At 45.7% G+C, this 21,992-nt stretch carries 18 protein-coding genes and 2 pseudogenes; 8 read left to right on the forward strand and 12 right to left on the reverse strand.

Annotation, left to right across the window (positions count from 1 at the left end):
• Window positions 1–11: 11 nt before the first annotated feature.
• The 10 genes from ABCW45_RS01760 to fic form a co-directional block, all read right to left on the reverse strand.
• Window positions 12–485, reverse strand: a complete 474-nt coding sequence (locus ABCW45_RS01760; protein ID WP_215630799.1) for a hypothetical protein — start codon at window positions 483–485, stop codon at window positions 12–14.
• Between the two features lie 17 nt (window positions 486–502).
• On the reverse strand, window positions 503–2,479 hold the full coding sequence (locus ABCW45_RS01765) for a hypothetical protein (RefSeq protein WP_343220134.1): 1,977 nt from the start codon (window positions 2,477–2,479) through the stop codon (window positions 503–505).
• Between the two features lie 41 nt (window positions 2,480–2,520).
• Window positions 2,521–4,164, reverse strand: coding sequence for an AAA family ATPase (locus ABCW45_RS01770; protein ID WP_343220135.1), 1,644 nt, complete (start codon window positions 4,162–4,164; stop codon window positions 2,521–2,523).
• A 142-nt stretch (window positions 4,165–4,306) separates the two neighbouring features.
• Window positions 4,307–4,732: a hypothetical protein gene (locus ABCW45_RS01775; RefSeq protein ID WP_215704173.1), complete on the reverse strand. Its 426-nt coding sequence runs from the start codon at window positions 4,730–4,732 to the stop codon at window positions 4,307–4,309.
• A 45-nt stretch (window positions 4,733–4,777) separates the two neighbouring features.
• The gene (locus ABCW45_RS01780) at window positions 4,778–6,184 is read right to left on the reverse strand and encodes an LCP family protein (RefSeq protein ID WP_343220136.1); all 1,407 of its coding nucleotides are present in this window, start codon (window positions 6,182–6,184) and stop codon (window positions 4,778–4,780) included.
• 139 nt (window positions 6,185–6,323) lie between these two features.
• Window positions 6,324–7,439, reverse strand: a complete 1,116-nt coding sequence (locus tag ABCW45_RS01785) for a DUF4317 domain-containing protein (protein WP_343220137.1) — start codon at window positions 7,437–7,439, stop codon at window positions 6,324–6,326.
• 218 nt (window positions 7,440–7,657) lie between these two features.
• Window positions 7,658–9,004, reverse strand: coding sequence for a hypothetical protein (locus tag ABCW45_RS01790; protein WP_343220138.1), 1,347 nt, complete (start codon window positions 9,002–9,004; stop codon window positions 7,658–7,660).
• 358 nt (window positions 9,005–9,362) lie between these two features.
• Window positions 9,363–9,503 (reverse strand): hypothetical protein, encoded by a 141-nt coding sequence (locus ABCW45_RS01795; protein WP_343220178.1) that lies wholly within the window; start codon window positions 9,501–9,503, stop codon window positions 9,363–9,365.
• Between the two features lie 558 nt (window positions 9,504–10,061).
• Entirely contained in the window at window positions 10,062–10,751 is a 690-nt protein-coding gene (locus ABCW45_RS01800) for an IS200/IS605 family accessory protein TnpB-related protein (protein WP_343220139.1), read from the reverse strand.
• A gap of 651 nt (window positions 10,752–11,402) precedes the next feature.
• Entirely contained in the window at window positions 11,403–12,011 is a 609-nt protein-coding gene (gene fic, locus ABCW45_RS01805) for a protein adenylyltransferase Fic (RefSeq protein WP_117552294.1), read from the reverse strand.
• Between the two features lie 349 nt (window positions 12,012–12,360).
• Between fic and ABCW45_RS17885 the strand changes: the two are divergent.
• The 3 genes and pseudogenes from ABCW45_RS17885 to ABCW45_RS01815 form a co-directional block, all read left to right on the forward strand.
• Window positions 12,361–12,546, forward strand: a pseudogene (locus ABCW45_RS17885) (phage integrase N-terminal SAM-like domain-containing protein); the annotation flags it as partial.
• Window positions 12,547–12,570: 24 nt separating this feature from the next.
• Window positions 12,571–13,152 carry a tyrosine-type recombinase/integrase gene (locus tag ABCW45_RS01810; protein ID WP_242994052.1) on the forward strand — a complete coding sequence of 194 codons (582 nt, stop codon included), beginning with the start codon at window positions 12,571–12,573 and terminating at the stop codon, window positions 13,150–13,152.
• Window positions 13,145–14,302: an IS91 family transposase gene (locus ABCW45_RS01815; protein ID WP_117552295.1), complete on the forward strand. Its 1,158-nt coding sequence runs from the start codon at window positions 13,145–13,147 to the stop codon at window positions 14,300–14,302. Before ABCW45_RS01810 ends, ABCW45_RS01815 begins: the two co-directional genes overlap by 8 nt.
• A gap of 125 nt (window positions 14,303–14,427) precedes the next feature.
• Here ABCW45_RS01815 and ABCW45_RS01820 read toward each other — a convergent pair whose 3' ends face one another.
• Window positions 14,428–15,597 (reverse strand): hypothetical protein, encoded by a 1,170-nt coding sequence (locus tag ABCW45_RS01820; protein ID WP_242994056.1) that lies wholly within the window; start codon window positions 15,595–15,597, stop codon window positions 14,428–14,430.
• Between the two features lie 50 nt (window positions 15,598–15,647).
• Here ABCW45_RS01820 and ABCW45_RS01825 point away from each other — a divergent pair, with 50 nt between their 5' ends.
• The 5 genes and pseudogenes from ABCW45_RS01825 (at window position 15,648) to ABCW45_RS01845 (ending at window position 19,474) form a co-directional block, all read left to right on the forward strand.
• Entirely contained in the window at window positions 15,648–15,812 is a 165-nt protein-coding gene (locus ABCW45_RS01825; RefSeq protein ID WP_343220140.1) for a hypothetical protein, read from the forward strand.
• Between the two features lie 335 nt (window positions 15,813–16,147).
• On the forward strand, window positions 16,148–16,912 hold the full coding sequence (locus ABCW45_RS01830) for a hypothetical protein (protein WP_117552296.1): 765 nt from the start codon (window positions 16,148–16,150) through the stop codon (window positions 16,910–16,912).
• 92 nt (window positions 16,913–17,004) lie between these two features.
• Window positions 17,005–17,259: pseudogene (locus tag ABCW45_RS01835) on the forward strand (MobA/MobL family protein); the annotation flags it as partial.
• Window positions 17,244–18,512 (forward strand): ABC transporter ATP-binding protein, encoded by a 1,269-nt coding sequence (locus ABCW45_RS01840; RefSeq protein ID WP_343220141.1) that lies wholly within the window; start codon window positions 17,244–17,246, stop codon window positions 18,510–18,512. The pseudogene ABCW45_RS01835 and the gene ABCW45_RS01840, both read left to right, overlap by 16 nt.
• 20 nt (window positions 18,513–18,532) lie before the next feature.
• Window positions 18,533–19,474, forward strand: coding sequence for a M14 family metallopeptidase (locus ABCW45_RS01845; RefSeq protein ID WP_177273178.1), 942 nt, complete (start codon window positions 18,533–18,535; stop codon window positions 19,472–19,474).
• A gap of 360 nt (window positions 19,475–19,834) precedes the next feature.
• Here the strand turns inward: ABCW45_RS01845 and ABCW45_RS01850 are convergent, their stop codons facing one another.
• Window positions 19,835–21,988 (reverse strand): ATP-binding protein, encoded by a 2,154-nt coding sequence (locus ABCW45_RS01850; protein WP_343220142.1) that lies wholly within the window; start codon window positions 21,986–21,988, stop codon window positions 19,835–19,837.
• Between the last annotated feature and the right edge of the window lie 4 nt (window positions 21,989–21,992).

Here is a 21,992-nt window from a genome sequence, read left to right on the forward strand (position 1 = left end):
TTTCTGAAAGGTTACAAAATAGCTGTTGCGAGGGCGCGCAGTTCGGTTTCGCCTTTGGTGTTGAAAACAAACGCGAGATTCCCCGTGTGATATTTTTTCGCTACGGTTTCCCGTAATTTCCTGTTCGCGCTCTGTGCTTCCAGAAAAGTCTTCAGTTCAAAGTAATTCATCCGGTAAGGATCCGGCCGCTGTGCCATCATATTTGCACGGTCCGTATGCTCTTCCTCCAACCGGACGGTTCGCATGTCGCCACTGCGACGATTTTCCTGAATGAATTTTGCCGGTTTGGCCTGTGACATTTCTTTCATATTCTCAATGTCCGGGCGTTCCTTCGGAATCGGCGCTGGCGGAGAGAGATGCTCTACTTTTGGAATATTACCACCGATCATAGACATGACCATGCCTTCCAATTCCTTCCCGGCATTTTCCAACACGATGACGAGCTGGTTCCCGTCCCGGAATACTTTCATACTTTCATAATTCATACTACTGTCTCCTTTCTCTAATCCCAACCGTCCACAACCGTTGTGAGCCTCCCCACAATCTGTTCGAACATATTCGCGGGATTTTTCACTTCCACATAATATTCTTCCCCGTACATCCGATGGAATGTTTCTTTTTTAGTCGTGCCGATACCAAATCCTATTACGTCGATATCTGCCAATCTTGCTTCCATAACAGCGGTTGTGTTTTCTCTGATTCCCATTTCCACACTGTCGTAAAAAGAAGGCAGGCCGTCAGACAGCACAAACAGGAGTTTATGTCGTTCCGGGCGTTCTTCCAGAAGTTTTGCGGCGTAGCGGATGCTGTAAGAATCAAAATTGCATCCATCTGCTTTAAAACTCACCAGGCGATGCCGTTCGGTTTCCGTATTGTCCCAGCGGATGTAATGGGTCTGTATTGGTTTCCTGCCTTCCACATGGAAGCTGAAAAAATAAAACGGAATATCGAGTTCGGCAAAAATTTCAGCCAGCGCAACAACCGTATACAGTTCTCTGGTTAATTTTTCCCCAGCCATACTGCCTGAATGATCGCCGATCACGGTGACGCACATATCCGCTTTATGTCCTTGCGCCCGGCGTTTCTGAAACATTTTTGAGCTCAGCCTGCCGGAAGCAAAACGGTTCATGTCAGCACGTCCGCTCTCACAGTGTATTTTACGAACCCTGTCAGAAAGAAAAATTTCCCGTAGTTCTGACACGGTTCCGGCGATTCCACCCTGCATCGTGTGCAGAATTTTGTCATAACGCTGTACATGCTTTGGACTAGGCTCTGAAGCATATCTGTTTATTGCCTGAATATGCCGATATTCCGATTTGTTATTCAGTTCTTCGAACTGGTCGAAGTCGCGGTAATACTGTTTTTTGTCCGTTGCATTTGTTTCAGGTTCATGCATATATGAACGAATACCTTCCAGGATATTTTCTCGGTCTTTTTCCAAAAGTTCCGGCATTTCCGGTATCTCCTGGTTCCAGATAGAATCCTGTTCTGGCGTCTGACCATTGTTGTCCGCATGCGCTGCGCTACTCTGCCCTGTCTGGACCGCGCTATCATCCGGATGGTTGTCGCCATTATTTTTACTCTTTGCAGACGCATCCGTTACCGGACGCTCATGATTTGACTGGCTCTGGCCCTGTTCCGCTTCCAGACGTTTCATGGTTTGCGTACGTCTGTTCTGTGTTGGTGTGCTGTCATTGCAGGTTCCACGGCTCCCGGTTCCGGAAGCCTCCCGGTCGGCGCCACTTTTCCCGCGCTTTTCCATTGTTTGAGCAATCTGCGACTCCATCTCTTCTTTCTTTTTCTCGGAATATCCGGCCCACAACCTTGCACATTCCGCATAAATCGGAAATACGGCGTCAATTCGTTTCTTTGGATCCATTTCATTGATTGCATCATAAAATGGTCTGGCGATCTTTAAAAAAATACCGCGGGCTGACTGGAAGGAAAAATTACCTTTCAGAATGCCGAGATCCCCAAACTGGATTAGCGCATTGATCACTTCCTCGATTGGATAGCGGCAGCCTTTCTGAAAGTCACCGGACAGTTCGTAAATTTTGCGGATCGTATAACCCAGTGCCGCAAGCGGTGTGCCACCGATGACTCTGGACGCCATATTTTCAATGGCTGGATCTTCTACCAGGTTCACAAAAATACAGTACATCCGGATATCCAGTTCTGTCTTCAACAGTTTTGTCCTGGAAAGTGTGCTGATGGAGCGCTGCATGTAACTGAAATTTGTGAATACCTGATGCAGCGCCTCATGCACACATACTCCATAACGCAGCGTCGCCGCTTCTTTTTCATCAATCATCTGGAACAGCGGATGTTTTCTGGCTACATATACCGTATTCCCGGCTTTTGTGTAGCCAAGCTTGCCGTCCTCCGCTTCCAGTACGTGCATCTCCCTTCCAACGATACCGGTCACAATTCCGGAGTACATATTTTTCTCCGCTTCCCAGCGGACTGTTTCTTTATCCATGTGATTTCCTCTTTCCGTATAAGATTGTTCGCATACTGCGATCAAGTGGTTTTTGTATAATTAACCATAGCCTGAAACATTCCGGCCATATACTTATCCGCAACGCGCTTATTCTTCACAGCCAGTGCGCCATAAAGGCTGTCAATAACTGCTTCCCGCGGTTCCACACCCTCTTCTATAGCGTTCAGTGCGTCAATGCACTGCCGGATGGAAACCTCACGCAGCAGCTTCCGTTCCTGGTCCGTTTCTTTCAGGGATTTTCGCAACTTTTTATACTGCCCATACACGTAACGGATATCATCCGTGGAGTATCCTCGTTTTCTAAGGGATTCCATCATGTCCTTGTCTCCCATTTCCCCGACGAGGTATTTGGACGTAAAACGCTGAGAACAAGCAGAGTTTAAGGAAGTGGTTCCCTCTGTCTCCAGGTTCATGGTTCCGATGATCACCGTCAATGGATGTCTCACGATCCGTTCGTAACCATTCCGTTTAATGATATACGGATATTCCATCGCCTGATTCAGAACGGATGTGAAGATGTTGGCTCTGGCCAGATTGATCTCCTCCAGAAGCAGAATGCCTCCGTTTGCAAAACCCTCCAGGAACGCTGTTTCCACGAATGAGAGCTTGCCTTCTACGATCTTATTTTTTCCCTCGAATTCGTCTTCCTCGGAATCCTCGTTAAAGGTTACCTCATAGATCGGCATGCCTGTTGATGCGGAAATGGCATTGGCAAGTGCTGTTTTTCCGGTACCCGGATCGCCATAAAAGAGCATATTTACATAGTCGGAACGGATCATTAACGGGTCTGTGACTCCACATTGCAGGTTAGTCACCATGTTTTTGCCGATACGCAGGTCGATTTTTTTCATAACCTTGTAGAAGGTGTCCGTCGGTGTGAAATCATCCAGGAATGACACGGGACGGATGCGGTCTTTCTGCTCATCCTTCCACTCATAATCCACATGATGCTCCATATTACGGAAGCTTTTCATGTTGTCATTCTGTTTCTTGACTGCTTTTTTAGGCTCTTCTTTTTGTGCGATGCCCCGGAACAGCCTGCATGGTTCTGCGTTTTTCTCCATCGAAAACTGATTTGACATATCGTTTAACAAACGGCTGCGATATGCCAATAACAATTCCTCCTCGGTCAGAGTTCCCTTGGTTTGATAGACGCTTTTTGCTGGTTTTGCGAAGTCGTATAAAAACGAGTCGCAGAAATGATAGATACCAGTGGTAAGTTTGTCATAATCCACATTTGCATCTTGCATTGCAGCTATCACATCCATATAACTTTTGCGGATAACCGGCACTGTCAGAATCGCCAAGACAGCCAGGGCTGCGGTAGCGTATATCGTATCTGATGCTTTGTCATAGACCTGCGGATACTCTCCATCCATTTCCGCATAGCACCACACCGTGTTTCCTCCCTTATCCCGAAATTCCAGGTAAACACGGTCAGAACTGCCAGCGCAGGAGAGCTGTCCGTCTTTTACATAATCGAACAGAACGGCCACATTGCTAAGCGTGACATTATAGTCCTCTACATGGTTTGACGCCGCAACACTCCGCTTATGTGTATCACAAAGCCCGGTACGGAATTTGGTTTCTCCGGTGTAATGTCCGGGGATTGTTTCGAATGCGATTTGAGGACGCACCAGTAATTCAGTTATACTTTTTTCCATAGTTTTTTCCTTTCGTATCTCAAATTTCTGTTATAGGTTCAAACCAATTATGGGATGAGATGTATATGAAAAATCCGCCCATCAGGGCGGACTTCGTGGAATAAGAGTATATGAGAGGATCTTCCATTCCAAAGGGACGGTGCTACGCTTCTGCACGTGTGAACCACTCGAAAACTCTTTTTAAAGTTCCATCTGCTTTGGTCATTGCACTCAATCCAATGAATAAGTGCCAGCTTTGCGGCTCCACTAAGATCGCCCCGATTGTCGCGTAATACATCGGTTTTTTATCATGGTGCTCAATAGCGATCTGGACCGTGTTAATATAATGATACTGTGGGCTCTGACCCACTCTCAAATATTGAACCATTGTGTCCACATAGTTACCGACATCTTGTAAGGTCCAGTCTTCCCGGTATTGAAATGTAAGGTAAATACTATACATGATCCGAATGATACAGATTAACAGATCGCGGTCTTCGTATCCGTTGCAGGCGCAGCGGAGAAAATTCATGTCCAGCACCAGCATTCTTTCCAATTCAGAAAAATCCTCAATATATTTTCTCTGCATATAGTGTCCTCCTTTTGTCGCAACATTGCACAAACGAATTTTTCGTTATTGTACGTTGCACTCCGATTCTTCCAAAACAATATCTGTATCTGGCACCGTAACAGTCGCTTCTGTTTCTGTAATTCGTGTTTTGTCAGATGCAGGCCCTGCCGGTTTTGTCGGCTCTGCCTGATCTACCTGATCTGCCTGATCCATCATCTCTTCTTCTTTCGTTTCTGAATGTTCCGAGGTTGTTTTTTCGGTTTCGTTTGCGATTCCTGGCATCGATTCAGTCTCTGATGTCGTTTCATCCGGTGTTTTTATCGAAGGTTGCAGTTCTGGACTGTATTCATTCGAAGACCATGTTTCCTGCGTTTGTGCCTCCCACGTTTCTATTTCCGTTTTACTCTGTTCGACTTTTTTCTCAACGGTTCTTTTCCCATATTCTTTTTTGTATATTGCATCGGAAATTTCCTTTACGCGTCCTGATACCTGATACTTAATCGAATCATACAGAAATTCATGTAGGATAGAAACGTTATCTGCCAATGATTCCGGGAACACGTAATCCCCGCCAATGTTTTTACAGGAATATTGAGTCGGAAATCCCTGCGTTTCTGCAATATGCAGTTTCATAATATTCTTTGCGGCTGCAAGAAGATCATCCATATCAATGGAAGAAGCTGTCTGCGGAAAGACTGTTTCAATAATGTTGTTAAGCGTGGCGAAGTCCGCATGTTTTGCTTTTTCCAATACCAGTTGCAACACTTTCTGCTGGCGTTCCGTTCTTTTAAAATCATTATCCATTAAACGCAACCTACAATATGCCACAGCCTGTACACCATCCAGATGCTGCATCCCCGGCGCTTTTAGCTGATAAGAACCTATACCGGTTGATTTTACGGTTTCTGTAATGAAGGCATTGATGTAGCGGAATTCGCTTTTGGTAACTTCGAGATCTACTCCACCGAGGATATTAATGGCATCCGCCACACTTTTCCATGTCACGGCTACATAATCATCGATTTCCACATCCAGATTTTCATTCAGCATTTGTACAGCCTGTTTTGGCCCACCGGTTGCGTAAGCAGCATTGGCTTTACGGTACTTGCCATTCCCGATATTCATGCAGGTATCACGATATACGCTGACCATTTTAATGGCACCGGTCTTTCCATTCATGTCAAACAGGATGATTACATCCGAATTTCCATTTTTTAAATTTTCAGGGTTTCTGGAGTCTAATCCGAACCCGGCAATGGTCCAGTGATCGCGCAGTTTCATAGTTTCTTCTTTTGCGATATTTTCGTTTACCATTTCCTTTACTTCTTGTTTATCTACCGTCTGTATCATTGCCATGGCATGATCTGCTTTCTGTCTGGTCGTAGAAATGATTGCGGCAACGCCAATACCAATGAATGCCAACAAAGTGATTCCCAGATAAACTATCCGTCGTTTAAATTTGTCTTTCATAGTTCTCCTTTCCTACGCTGGATTTTCTCTGGAAAATTATGGGAAAAATATTTGAATTATTGGTATGGTTTCTATACAGACCCGCACATAAGGCGGGTCAGCGAAAATTAACAATAATTTCGCCATATGAAATGCAAATTTAACTTACTTTGATGCCGTTTATGCTGCAAATTCCATTCAACGGAAGCACCAGGCATCTGACGCCGTCCACCACTTTGGTTTCAATGGAAGATCCTTCTCCCAGTTTTGCGGAGACCACGGCCTCTTCCGTTTTAATTTCCAGTTTGGAAGCATTCAGAACATTTTCCGGAAGCAGTTCCTTTCCCTTTCCTACCACTTCGTCATAAATCCGATCAAACGTTTCGAGATCTGTTTCATCAGCTCCACTTTCCTCAAAAATGGAACGCAGTTCATCCTTATTCATACCGCCATTATTTTGATCTTTCTTTTCTTCCGCAATACGCGCAAGATTATCATTGACAGATTTGACAATGGCAAATTCCGGGGCTGCACCAAATGTCTTTTCTACCACGGTCTCAAACATTTGTTTCTGTTCTTCCGCAGATTCCGGCATTGTTGCCCCAAACATCGTTCTAAAAAATACCGTCTGTTTATCGATGCTTTTCTTCGTATAACATAATGCAGCGTGGATATCCGTGGAGCGATCATTGAAAGCTGGGAATAAAAATCCATGCGTCGGCATTTCCACATTCCAGGAACGCTTACGATTTTCCACGGTCTTCGCTTCTTCATTATAAGCAAGCCCCGGTTTGTCCAAAGACATCGGACAGATGCTGCAGAGCAGGTACCGGAACACTTCGTCGGACGCATCATTCAGTGTAGCGTTGTCAGAGGTTTTTCCCGGAATGTCGTAACTCCCGTATGCGAGAATAATCGCATAGTTCCCAACGATATCATAGGTATCAATGATGTTCTGGAAAAATTCTTCGACCAGTTCATCATCCTTCAGCTCGCTTTTTCGCAGTCGCATCATAAACTCCTGCTCACCATCCTCTTTTTCTGCGGCCAGTGGTATATCTAAGTTATGTACATTTTTGCCGATTTTTCCAGACAAAGTCTTTTTAAAGATTTCATAATATTTAAAGACCTCCTCTTCCGGAAGGGAAAGAAATGTATCACCAAATGATGACAGAATTTCTTTTTCTCCATTGACGCAGCATCCGCGGATGCGGCTGATATTGCATTCCTGGGGTGACATTGTTTTTTTAATTTCCGTGATCTCCCGTTTAAACATACGAAAAGCCTCCATTCATTTTTTTGTTCAGGGAAATTATGGAGAGAAAAAGAATGTTTTTGGTTTTGAGATAGAAAAAAAGAGATCTCCACGAGATCTCTTTTGTGTAACGAAGAATGTAGTATGCAAAAATAAGAGCATCATCTGTTACCGCCTTGATATCTGCCGTTTCCAGACGATTGGAATAATGTGATTTTTCTATCCTAATTCTTCCTCTGCTATCGCTCCATATCTTCAACTTCCATTTTTTGTTCCTGTCTCCATACGGCGTCCATTTCCGGCTGCCATTCCGTGAAAGATTCTTCTTCCCTTTCCCAATCATCCAGATCCCGTACCATGTTCGTTCCGGGGTCATATTCTACATCCAGATCGTCCGGTTCCCGTTTCTGCGTGACATCCATTTCCGGCTGCCATTCCATATCTGCTCCGGTCTCGCGTTGTATATCTTGTGCAAACATCTGAATGCAGTCGTTACAGATCCACTCCTGAATCTGAGTCAGCCCAAGTCCCTTTGCCATGCTTTCCAGATTTCCGTATATCCGGTCGCCGTATGCAATGGAACAATTTCCCACCCGCCCATCATAAGAATCATTAATCAGTGTAATGCTCTGATGTTCAAGCATCGGATGACTGAAACTGCGATAATCGTTTGCGGTTAATTCCTGTGCGGACTTCCGATCCACTTCCATTTCCTTGCCGTTTTCCAGAATGGTTTTTGTATTGTGTACCTGCATCATATCGGTTGTATCCAGATAACGGCATACGCGATGGCAGGCGTCTCTTGCAATATAACAGACTATCTGATCCGGCTGCAGATAATCACCCAGGATTTTGGGAGTTCCCTGTGTGCGGCAAACAACGGTTCCCTGCATGTTCTTGTATTCTTCCAGGGCTGCTATCCGCAATAGCTGAATAAAACCTTTTGCGTTCATGGAAATCGGAGTTGCCGTATATTCAAGTTGCGCTTCCTCATCCTTACCATGTCCCTGTGTCGGTACGATTAAACCACGCGTCGCAATGGCTGACAGGTCACCTCCATCCATGGAAAGGCCGGTTCGATGAGCCCAGAGCTGTTGTGCGTTATTCCTGGTTTCCAGAAACATCTGTTCAATTTGCTTCCCGGTTTCATACGGGATTTGTCGTTCTAATTGTGCACACTCCTTTTCAAACTGCTGACGGATTTGTCGTTCTTCCGCATTTTGGCATAAAGTATCCGGGATATGATACCATCCATCCCTCGAAGGAACCATCAGATGTTCGCCGGTCATACGTGAGGCATGTGTCAATGTTCCATCCTTGTCCTTGATATAAGGATAGCCACTTCCGTACAACTCCTTCCACTGTTGCTGCAGATCCTGCTGCTGCTGTTCTATTTTTCGGTGCATAGCTTCGCGTATCGGTGCTGTCAGGTACGAATCAGCAAATGGGAGTCTGATACGATCAATGTTTTGTCCTTGTCTTTCCAGGGACTGTATGTGATGCATGCGGTCCATCAGATCGTTTGATAATGCGACCGTGTTATACTGATATTTTTCCAAAAGTTCACGATTTTTAAATTCCAACATAGCCCGTTTCCTCCTTGCTTTTGCAATTATGGGAACGGATTTCATCTGTTTCGGACAAAAAAATAACGACGGGTTCGTCGTTGTTTCTGTTGGAACAATATACAGATTGATCGTATAAAATTGTATCGAAAGACCTTTCAAAGTTATCTGTCTTTTTTTTTGGCTGATTGTGGATAACCTTGTTTTAGTCCATTATTTTACAACGCTATTGCAATAATCAGACGATTCTTTGGATTACAACACGTAAAAAATCGTCCAGGTTTTATATGTTTCGTTTAAAAAAGAGGAGAAAATCAGCATAAATGAATGAAATGTCCATAAAAAACACCTCATTGTGGGGCAAACATGCACTTTTGTCTTATACATCCGGGAAACACATGGCAAACCGGATGTCCACAGTGGACGGATCTTTCTTCACCATGTTCACCTCACCGCCGATGTAGCGGGCGGGCTGCTGGATACTCAAGAGTATCTCTTCTGGCAATGCTAATTTTCTCATAAAACCTTATTTTACCTACATTTCTCATGTTTTTTGCGATGTATTCATCGCTGTTTTTGGTTCCTTTTAGTTCTTTTTTCTGATTTTCTCCGTAAGCGAAAAAACACAAATTCTTGTCAAGTGTTTTTTTGTCACGGACAGTTTACATAATATTTTTCGCTCTTACGACAAAAAAAGTTTTTTCTGAAATACGCACAATTCGGATTTTCCATCATTTTACGGATAAATCCGCTCTAAATGTAAAGATCAGACCGCATTATTATACGGTATTTCTCGCGTTTCCGCAACAGATTCTTTCCGGGAAGCGATTTTTCGAGCTCCTATCGTCGAACTTTTTATCAAGTTTTCCGAATATTTATCAAATCCGGGAATCTCAAAAATCAGGGTTTCCGTGAACCTCACATGACTAAAGTCACATACTTCTCAACCGTTTTAAACGGCAAGACCGGATACCGGCGGATACGCCTGAAACTTAGAACTGCGCAGATATGCGCATCCTCCATGCCGGGTACGGCTGGGTTCCACATAACAGGTAGTCCTCCGGATATCTGCCTGTGTTTATGCAGCTTTCAAACATCCATACTCATTCTGAAGGATGAGCAGGTCAGCATAAACGCATGAGGTTCTGCGCTTCACCGCAGGTACTTTTGCCTCCAGTGAAGACCTTTCCGTTTCCGGTAAGGTTTTTATGATTTCCCGAATCCAGTATCTCGCTCCGATATTGTAGGATGCTGACAGATCACAGTTATACTGTTTTCCAGATTGGAAAACACACAGGCTGTGGTTCTTCGGATCTCGGCTGACCGGTCCGCTTCCATCATACGCCAGACGGCTGGTATTCCATGCGCAGACACGGGACACACGGATCCCATACCGGTGTGCTTTGTGTTCGCACATAGTCTGGATCTCCCGTTTTTTCCAAAGATGCAGTTTCTGTCGTTTCTTTCCTGAAATCTTTCCCTTCATTTCCAGGTACTCAAACACGATCACATCCGCATGATTCTCATGAGCATATTCTGCGATCGAACGGCCAGTCTTTCTGGCAAGTTCCGTATTCAGACGTTTCGCATACGCCCATCGGCTTCCGATCTGCCTGGAACCGTGTTCCTTCTGGAATCTCCGGATCCTTCCGAGTACATGGGACAGCCGGTCTTTTTCACTGGGGAAATTAATAAATTTCCGGTCCAGAACAGTTCCGTCTGACCGCATGATACTACAGACTGCATCCGTATTGATTCCAAGATCCACACTGCAGATGAGCTGATCCTTTACAGGTGTTTTTGATAATGTAACTTCTTCCGTATAAGAAAAGCGGAGAAAATATTTCTGATGTCGTTTTAGAAAGATCGATAGTATCCATTTTATATGTCCTCTTCCCGATAGTCATGATAACTAATGGTACACCGGAGCAGAGCATTCATTTGCACACTATCTCCCACACCATCTTGCGCACTATAATAAAAGTTATTTTCTCAGATAGCAAGATTTAACGTATCAGATAGCTTTGCTATCCTTCTCAGGATGGAATCCTGAGAGCCAGAGCTGTAGAGTTCCCATGGAACAATACGTGCAGTTTACGGTGCTTGGCGGTCGCCATTCCGTTTTAGAACGGCTGCTTTCCGAAGCAAGACGGTCGGTATCACAGACTGCAATACTCATCAATAGCAAGGGTTAAAGCCAGGCATAAATGCCTCTATTGACAAGTGTTGCAGTCTATGAGGTTAGGCAATCAAGCAGAACAAAGGATTGTTCTGCGCCGGCTGTTACAAAACAGATTATGGCTGCTTGCGGGCATAATGTGGCCGTTGGTATCCGTAATATGCAATACGTTTAGAATATCCTCAACACCCGTCTCGGAAAGTAAAAATGGGAGCTGCTAATGGCAACTCCCCTCTCTTTTTAACTAAGCTCGTCCGTCTTAAAAACATTGTAGCCTTCATAGTAATAGCTTGCATCAATACCTTTCATGTACACTGTACGGTCATCAATCATATCTGTAAGTGCATTTTTTAAAAGGAATTTGATTTCAATATCCTTAATCGGACTTCTTTCCATAGCCAAAAGATAATCTTCTTTATCCACCTGGCTCCAATCCACAACTTGTCCAATTTCTTTTTTCAGCATTGCATCTAACCAGATGCGGGTACTTCTTCCGTTTCCCTCTCGAAACGGATGCGCTACATTCATTTCCACATATTTTTCGATAATTTCATCGAAATTACTTTGTGGCATATGGTCTATATTTTCGAGAGCTGTTTGTAAATACATTAATGGAGCGAATCGAAAATTTCCTTTTGCTATATTGACAGTTCGGAGCTGTCCGGCAAAATCATAAATATCATCAAACAAATATTTATGAATCTTTGCAAGTCCCGCAAAGGTCCCCACTTCAAATGTATCAAGTAATCCCTTTTCAAAGAGTTCAGCAGCTTTCTTTTTACTGAGTTTTTCTTCCAATCTGGCTAATTCTGCGGAATCTCGAATTCCCAATTTGTTCGCTAATGCCATTCTGAATCCCTCCTACTTTGTGATTGTGCCAAGTCGCTGGCGCGACGGCCAGCCCCAGATACAATTATTTCACCACTTTCAAAAAAAGTAGCAGTTTTTGAATATATGTTGTATTGTTGAGATACCCCTACCTTAACATAAACATACACAAAAACTGCTATGCTTACTTTATCATGGATTTTTAATCTCAACAACTACATATCTTATTTTTTTATTCGTCCGCCACCTTTTTTAATGTTGACATTGCTTTTATCACATTTCAAAGGAGATTTATCATGGACAAATATTTGGATTCTTACAGGGAAATGATTTCCCTTCGCGGTCTTACTGACCATACCAAAAAAACTACTGCACCTATATCCGGGCTTATCTGCATTATCTGACTGACATCCTTCACAAATCACCTGAAGATGTTTCATGGGAAGAGCTGCGTGATTACATCCGTTGGCTTCAGAAATCAAGAGCCCTCTCTGACCGCACTGTCAACTGTGCCATCTCACAACTGCGCTTTTTTACACTGTATGTTCTTCATAAACAATGGGATGATACACAGCTTCCCATGCGTAAATTTGATGAATATCTTCCTTACGTTCCCTCCAGACAGGAAACATGGCAGTTTATTTCCACCATGCCTGATCTAAAGCAGAAAACCATGGTTACTGTCATGTATTCCTCAGGACTTCGCATCGGTGAGGTATGCCGGCTTCGTTATAAGGATGTCGACCGCAAAAATATGAGGCTTTACATCCCCCACACCAAAAACCGTTCTGCCCGGTATGCCATCCTTTCCAAAGCAGCTCTCGACCTGCTGACTCAGTACTGGTTTGAATGTGGCAGGCCCAGGGGCTATCTTTTTCCAAAGCAGTATGGCGGAGACAGACCTATTGACGCTTTTTTCCTTTCAAGGCATATCCATGCACATGAGGACAGACTGGGATGGGAACGCAGGATTACCTGTCATTCTTTCCGTCACGCTTTTGGCACTCCCCTTTATGAGGATGGGGTTGACCTGCTTACCATAAAGGCTCTTATGGGACATAAGTCTCTGACCTCCACTGCTGTCTATGTGCACCTTGCTGCCAATGGAACTTCCTCTGCGGTCAGCCCTTTTGACCGCCTGGCTGGTGTTTTCCATGAATAGATTCAAGATCCGGCAGATATTTGATCTTTCCTATGAAGCTTATTCTGCAGAAAACCATTACCGGTCAGACATACAGCGGAAAGCTGCACTTGCCATCTTAAACTGCAAATCCGGGAAACTTGGTGTAAACATAAGCAGATGCAGTAATTGTGAACATGTGGAGATACACAATAACTCCTGCCGCAACCGTAACTGTCCTAACTGTCAGGCAGTTCTCAAGGAGGTCTGGGTGGATAAACGCAGGGCTGAGGTCATTGATTCCCCCTACTTTCATGTGGTCTTCACTCTTCCGCATGAATTAAACCCGCTCATTTACTGTAACCAGAAGCTTTTGTATGATCTCTTTCACAGATGCTGCGCCGAAACACTTCTGGAATTGTCTGCGGATAAGAAGTGGCTCGGGGCAACACCCGGTATCATCCAGGTGCTCCACACATGGAATCAGGAACTTGCCTACCATGTACATATGCACTGCATTGTTTCCGGCGGCGGGCTCACGAAGGATGGAAAAATCCGCAAATCCTCCAATCACTTTTTTATCCGCACGGAAGTGCTTCGGGATAAATTCAAGGGTAAATTTATGGCACACCTTTCCGCTCTTTATGATAACGGTTCCCTGATTTTTTCTTCTTCCTGTGATGATCTTAGGAATTCCTATCACTGGAAAGAATGGAAAAATAGCCTTTACGAAAAAGACTGGTGCCCTTATATTAAAGAGACCTTTAACGGTTTCGGCAATGCCATTGAATACCTTGGACGTTATACCCACAAGATTGCCATTTCCAACAGCAGGATTCTTTCTGTTACACAGGATATGGTTACCTTTTCTGCCAGAGGGAAGAAACCGGGCGAACCAAAACGTCTGATCACCCTGGATAACAGGGAATTTATCCGCCGGTATCTGATGCACGTGCTTCCTCCGGGTTTTCAGAAAATCCGCTATTATGGTTTTCTGAACAATCGCATGAAATCCACTAACTTAAAGGTGATCTTTAAGCTTCAGGGAAGTCAGCAGTTTAAGCAGCGCTATGCCGGTATGTCCATGGCAGAACTGTTGAAGGCTGTCTGGAAATTTGACATCTGTCTCTGCCCGGAATGTGGGCATGCAGCCATGAAACAACTGGGAAGGTGCTATGTCTCTCCCTCCTGATACTTCGGTTTTTCATACACTTTTTGAGACCTCCCACCGGAAGGTCTGCGAAGCATGCCCAAAAACGGAAACTGCTTTGAAAAATTCACCTTTCCTGCATTACAGGGCACCTCAATTTTCTGTTTTTACTTTCTGGGAAGAATGCTTTTTCCATACGGTATCCAACTAAGTCCCGCGAATTGGTACAATCGGAAAGAATCACATTCAGAGCAGCTTATCTTTTGTGTAAGCTGTTCTTTTTTGACTGCTCTGAATCTGATACTTTCCTTAGGTATTATACCATATGTTACTAAGCATGTAAACACATGTTCGATATTATTGTAAATAAATAGCGCACCTAACTCATCACTGAAGTAACGAGAATGCGGTGCGTGTTTTTCAAAATGATCAATATATTCCTCACCCTGGAATACAATGATTGATACGGATACGCGGCATCCCTTGGTTAAATGCTCGATGTCTTCCTCGGAAAGAAGATCGTATATTTTATCCGTGGAATAGCGATACTGGTCCCCATCATCACTCTTGATCGTAATCTTACTGGAGTTTATCATGGTGATCGTACCGGTATACTGATATTCTTCGTATTCGTAATCATTATCTATATCTTCATCCGGATTTTCTGACCCGCCTCCGCCGGAATTTCCACCGGACGGGCTGTCCTGGTGTGGGAGATTCGTCACATTCCCACCGCAGGAATCATTGTAATCCTTATACTGGGAACTGGTTACGGTCTTCGTCTCGATCGGAATATCATCCGTATGGATATCATGCAGGATGTATCCGTCTCTTGCTTTGATCTCTTTTGCGGAATAGTCATATGTCAGGCTGATGAACTGTTCGTAATACTTATCCCGGTCGTCTTCCATTTCTTTTTTGGATTCTGAACCATCTTCATCTTCACCATTTTCATAGCCATTTTCCGCTGTTGCACAGAAGAATCCGGTATTGGATTCTGAGATCAAATCCTCACAGGTGGAAACTTCATTCTCCCAGTTCTCAATTTCATCCTTGTTTAAGATTTCCCCGGTTTCCGGATCTTCTTCCGGTTCCGGTTTTGCCGGGTGTCCGCCGCAAAAGCCCTTTGTGTATGTATACGTCTTCGTATCCCTATGTGCTGTTCCGGTGCCGGCAGAATATTTTAAAAGTCCATTGGTGTCCGTTACGTCATCATCAATATTATACGGGTCATTGCCTTGATTTCCCTCCGGATTGCCGGAACCATAGTCCCATCCATCCCATTTTAGAAACTGGCTGCCATTGTCAGGAGGAAAAGCGTCTGGAACACTAGGCAAAGGCATTGGCGAGGAAAGAGCGGACGCACCGGCTTTGCACCAGGGCCGTCATGCTGGAAAGCTACCTGCCCCACCCGGCAGCAATCACGGATGAACAGGTCAGCTTGTTTTTAAAGCTGCTGTTCCATCAGGACAGCACCCGCCAGCTCATGGAACGGATTTTCGCTGGAAACGGCAGTTTAGAAGCAAAGGACACAGACTGGGAACGGCCTTGACTGGCTTCCAGTGCGTCCGCCCGTGGGCTGCCCCTCTGAAAGATGGCGCAATTATACACCAGTCGAGCCGGTGCGTTGCGCCCTGCCGGGGGGGTCCTGCGGAAAGCTATGGATTTTCCGCTGATTTTCAATCCGCTCCAAATCCCCACAGGGGAAGCTACCCATCCCCTGCGCTGGCTTGTTCCAGCTACCTAGTTTGGTGAATTTTCCCAAAATAGATTGACATGAAACCATATTTTTGTTATGATTTTTACATAAAATATAGGGAGGGGATTCCAATGGGGGGAAATTATTTACTTAAAACTTAATTATAGTAGATAGGAGGAATGTGTGAAATGAAGAAAAAGATAATTCTATTAGCTTTAATAATCATGGCATGTTTTACTACTGTAGCTTTTGCAGCAGAAGAAAAACAGACTAACTATCAACCAGCTTCTACTCCTACAACTGAAGCAGAATGGTGGGATTGGTTTAATTCCCTTCCGGCGGATATTCAGCAACGTATTAATTTTCGACCCGGTAGTAATAAGAGACAAAGTGAGTCTACTCAGGAAACCGGTTTATCTCAAGGTGCAGAAGTAAGTGATTTATCATCTCGTGCATCACTATTACCAACAGGTGGTGGTGAACCAGTATATAATTTCAATTACTGGGAAGAAAATAAACTGTATGCTAACTGTTATATCTATGCGATGGATGTTATTACTAGTACTGTAGGCGGTGTCAATCCTGGACATTACGGCGGTGGAGAAATTACCTTTGAAGATTTAAGTAAAAGTAATATTTGTTCATTAATGTATACTGGGACTAAAAATGATGGCCCTTATTTGGGAAACGGAAGAAGTATTAGAAGTTCTTCAAAAAATGAGAAACCTAGGAGTAATGAATACAAAGTGGCAATTGTCATTGCTCCTGGTGTGGATTATCACTGGTATGTTCAAAATTCTGATGGCTATTGGTCACACAAACCTGGTACAACCAGTTGCACAAAAGTCGATGCTTCAGGAAACTTTATTACAGATCCACAAACGGCAAATAGAAATTATTCCTATGCTAACTATAGTAAATTTTGTGGATATTATATTATGACTCGAAATTAAACATTTGGGATAAATATTATCAGCAGGAAACCGATTTTGGTTTCCTGCTTTTTCTTTGCCCGGACGCCGGGAGAAAGGAGGTCACACTCGTCATGCCACCATGCCCGCACTTTGATTTGAGAATTGTCCAGCGGAGTAAACGCCAGTCTGCCGTTGCTTCCGCTGCCTACCAAAGCGGGGAACGGCTCTTTTCCGAGTGCGACCAGAAGCAGAAATACTACTCCCATAAAAGCGAAATCGTCCACACGGAAATCATGCTGTCGCTCCATGCCCCGCCGGAGTACGCTGACCGCAACACCTTATGGAACGCCGCCGAGGCCGCAGAGACCAGATGGCAGAAACCTTTGCCACCCACACCTCCTGGAATGCGCAGGAAATCCGCACCCGCTCTCTGGAAATTCTGGAACAGATGCGGATCCGAAACGGAGAAGAGGTTCTGGAAAAATACCCACACCAGCTTTCCGGCGGCATGCTCCAGCGTATCATGATCGGCATTGCCATGGCCCTGCAGCCGGAGCTTCTGATTGCCGATGAGCCGACCACCGCCATCGATGCCATCACCCAGTACGAGATTCTGGAAGAATTTATCCGTATCAAAAAGCAGAAAAATACCGCCATGCTGTTCATCACCCATGACCTGGGCGCCATCTCCAAAGTAGCTGACCGCATCCTGGTCATGAACAGCGGACATGTGGTGGACAGCGGAAGTTTTACCACATCCTTAAGCATGCCGATGACCCGTACACCCGCATGCTGGTGGAGAAACGATCTGCCGTCATGCACCGCTACCGCCAGATCTTACACGGAAAGGAGAGTTCCCATGCTTGAAGTAAATAACGTCTGCGTCAGCTTCCGCAGCGAACGCCAGGAAAAGCTGTTCGGCACCACCCGGGACCAGGTTCTCTTTGATGTCTCCTTAAAGGTGCCCAAGGGGACCTGTCTTGGAATCCTCGGAGAGTCCGGAAGCGGAAAATCTACCCTGGGCCGCGTGATCTGCGGTCTGTTAAAGCCCGACAGCGGCGAACTGAAGATTCACGACACTTCCGTCTACGCCTCCAGAAGCGGCAGAAAAAACCTGCAGAAGCGCTTAAGTGTTGTATTTCAGGACTATACCACTTCCGCAAATCCCCGCTTCCGGGTAAAGGAGATCATTGCAGAAGGACTGGCCGCAAGAGAGCGCAACCAGAAAATCCGGTTAAACCGGGCCGAAGAAACCAGCCGCCTTTTAGAGCTGGTCGGTTTAAACGCTTCCTACGCAGACCGGTATCCCCATGAGTTATCCGGTGGGCAGCTGCAGCGTGTCTGCATTGCCCGGGCTGTGGCCTGCCAGCCGGAGATCATTCTCTTTGACGAAGCCATCTCCTCCCTGGATGCCCACACCCAGGTCCAGATCATGGACCTTCTGCATGAACTGAAGGAAAAGCTGGGACTGACTTATATTTTCATCACCCATGACCTGACTTCTGTCACCTACCTCTGCGATGAAGTGCTTTTCCTTTACCATGGCCGCATCACCGAGCACATCCCGGTATCCCGCATTGCGGAGACCAAAGACGAATACGCGAAGAAGCTCCTGGCTTCCATTATCGAATTTGACTAAAGGAGAATTTTTTAAGACTTATGAGACTGTCTGACTTCAAAGCCGGCAGCGGAGTAAAACAGACACTTCCGCTGCCTGTCACCAGCCCCTATTCTGTAGAAATGACCGTGATCTGCGGCAGCCGCCCAGGAAAAAACCTGGTGGTGACAGCCGGTGTTCACGGCTGTGAATACGTCGGCATCGAAACACTGAACCGCCTGAAACGAGAGTTGGAGCCCGCCGCCCTGTCTGGCCGCGTGATCCTGCTGCCCCTGGTAAACCCGGAAGGCTTCTACCAGGGCAGCAAACAGACCATCCCGGCTGACGGCAAGAACTTAAACCGTATGTTTCCCGGCAAACCGGATGGCACCTTTTCCAGCCAGCTTGCCAGAGTACTGGAAGAAACCCTGTACCCCGAAGCGGATTTCCTGATGGACCTGCATGGCGGTGATGTCAATGAAGCACTGACTCCGCTGGTCTTCTTCCCAGCATCCGTTCCGGAATCCTTGTCTGCCGCTGCTTCGGCTGCCGCTGAAAGTCTCTCTGTTCCTTACCGTGTTGCATCCACCTCCCAAAACGGACTTTACAGCTGGGCAGCCCAATGCGGTATCCCGGCCCTCCTGGTAGAGCGCGGAGATCGCGGCCTGTGGAGTGAAAAAGAAGTTGCCGCATGCCGGGAAAATGTGTATGAGCTGATGAGGCATCTGGGAATCCTGAATGCAGCTTCCGTTTCTCCCTGCCTCCAGCAGGCCGAAATCCGCAGAGCCGTCTACGAAGAAGCTCCCGCGGATGGCTTCTGGTATCCCGCCGTGTCGGCAGCCGGTCAGAAATTAAAACAGGGCACCCTGCTTGGCACCCTGAAGGATTCTTATGGAAATGAAATTGCCCGCTATACTGCTCCGTTTGACGGTGTTGTGCTGTATTACACTTTAAGTCTCGGTGTAAAAAGCGGGGATCCGCTGATTGCATACGGAAAGCTGTAAATCTGCTCCATCCAGACTAATACCCAGGCATATCCAATATGCCTAGGTATTTTTTTCACTTACCTTATCTCTTTCATCAGCACATCTTTCCCGGAAAACGCAAAGCCCAGTTTGTAAATTCTATCCACTGGAATTCCCACTGCCAGCAGGTCCTTTTCATACCCCGCTCCTCAATCTGCTTTAACGCATTGTCTGCCGTCTGGTCCAGATTCTCCTCCCTAAAACATACTTATAAATATTTTACATAGATGTATCTATTTCATGCAAAACATATCATCAGGCTTCGCAGTCCATTTCCTGTTGTCTGTGCTTATTATAGCTAATTTTATTTGGAAGTACAAGATACTGTAATTCCTCAAGTCACCCCTCAAACATCTCCGCAAATTCCTCCGCGAACTCAGCTTTCAGCATAAACCGGTCGATCATACCGTTGTTCAGATACCACTCGAAATCGGCTCCTCCCTGTTCCGCAAGCAAAATCAGGCGGATCTCCGGATTGATGCGGCGGACCACCTCACACAATTCGATTCCGTTCATGGTCGGCAGTGTGTACTCCGCGATCAGAAGATCATAGGCTGACGGATCTTTCTGGACCCGGTCAATAAGGGCCGCCGGGTGTGCGTACAGATCCACTGTCTTCCGGCTGTGAGATGCGGCCGCTTTCCAGGTCTTTGCAGATTCTTCGCCGGATACAATGGCGATCTTTTGTACATGCTTCAGCCGTTTCCGGCCGTCAGCTTCCACTTCCGGGCCGCTCTGCGGGATCTCAATGACAAATGTTGTTCCCTCACCCGCTTTGCTCTCTACACAGATCGTTCCGCCGACCGATGTCACCATATTCTGGACCACTGAAAGACCGAGTCCGGTGCCCTGTCTGGATCCTTTTGTTGTGTAGAACGGTTCAAAGATCTTCTGCATGGCGTCATCCCCGATTCCGCAGCCGGTATCGGACACCTGCAGACAGATCATATCGTTCCCTTTTGCCTCCAGCCGTATCAGCAGTTCCTTTCTCTCCGTCTTTTCCATGGCCTGAAAGGCATTTTTACTCAGATTCAGCAGGATATGTTCCGCCATCCGTCTGCGTCCTAAAACATACAGTGGTTCCTCCGTAATCTCTGTTTTCAACGTGATCGCCGCCGGGGCAAGCTGCCGCACGATAGATACCGCATTCCCGACTTCTTCCGTAAAGTTCAGCGGTTCCAGCCGCACACCGGTATCCTGTCTGGAAAAGGCAAGCAGTTCTTTCGACAGATTCGATGCCTGATCCACCGACTTTGTGATCTCATGGATCATCTCCTGATTTTCGGAAGAGATGGATTCATCATTTTCAAGAAGCTCCGCATAGATCAGCACCGGTGTCAGATAATTGTTGAATTCATGCGCAATGTGGCTCGCCATCATTCCCAGTGACTGGATTCGCTGGTAATGCCGGATCTCGTTGTTTTTCTGGACCAGCATCTCCATTCCGTGATTGATCTCTTTTAAATACGTGATCTCCTTTTGCTGGGATTCCGCCAGAAAACGGTTTCTCAGGAAAAATACCATGATCACCACAAGGATCATCATGTACAGGATCATCACGCCGATCAGCATGGTCATCATGCTCTCAAGCGGTCCCGAAAGTTCATGGACCGGCAGTGTGGAATTGACGATCCAGCGTTCTCCCTGAATCGAGATCGCCTGAAATGCAACAACGCGGCGGACTCTTTTTAATCCAGGATCATCCCAGACATATGTATCGATCACACCGGTTCCTGAGTCCTCATTTTCCTGCCTCATGATCCAGGCATTCAGGCTGCTCATGTCAAGATATGGATACCTCTCAATACGTCCATCTACCGCTTTAAGACCGATCTGGTTCTTTACATGATGCATGATGATGTTCATATTCTGGTCTTTGACGCTGGAATATCCGGCTTCTCCGATCTTTACCGGCGCGACGATCTTCTCATACAGCGCTCCAAGGTCCATGGCAAATGTGAGCATATAGACCTCAGATCCGACAGGGACATTCTTCTCAATATAAAGCTCATACCATCCCGTCTGATCTGATATTTCTTTTCCCGTGATCTCTGCAGGATGATTTTCGTTCTGGGAATCCACTGTTTTCACTTCTCCGTCCGCAGATTCCTGAAATGTCTTTTTTCCCGGTTCATACCGGAATTTTGTTCCATCCGGTTCCGTTACAGTAATCCAGTTATAGACCCCTACATTTTCCTTTAAAAAGTAAGCTGTCCTCGCATTGATTCCGCCATACTCCGCCCAGACATTTTCCGGCATTCCTTCCTGGGAATAAAACAGGTCAATCTCCTCAAGCTGCTGTTCCATGTAGGAATTGAGGTTATTTCCGACGATTCCCGCCATGGTTAAAAGCTGACTTTCCTCCGTCCGGATCACCTGCTCCCGGTATTGACTGTAAAGCCGGGAACCTGCAAATATCACAACCACTGATAAAATGATCAACAGACTGACCGCCACCAGTCTTGATTTCCTTTTATTTAAAAATTCTTCCATTTTT

Origin of the sequence: Pilosibacter fragilis (assembly GCF_032490495.1) — a bacterium.
GTDB lineage: Bacteria > Bacillota > Clostridia > Lachnospirales > Lachnospiraceae > Pilosibacter > Pilosibacter fragilis.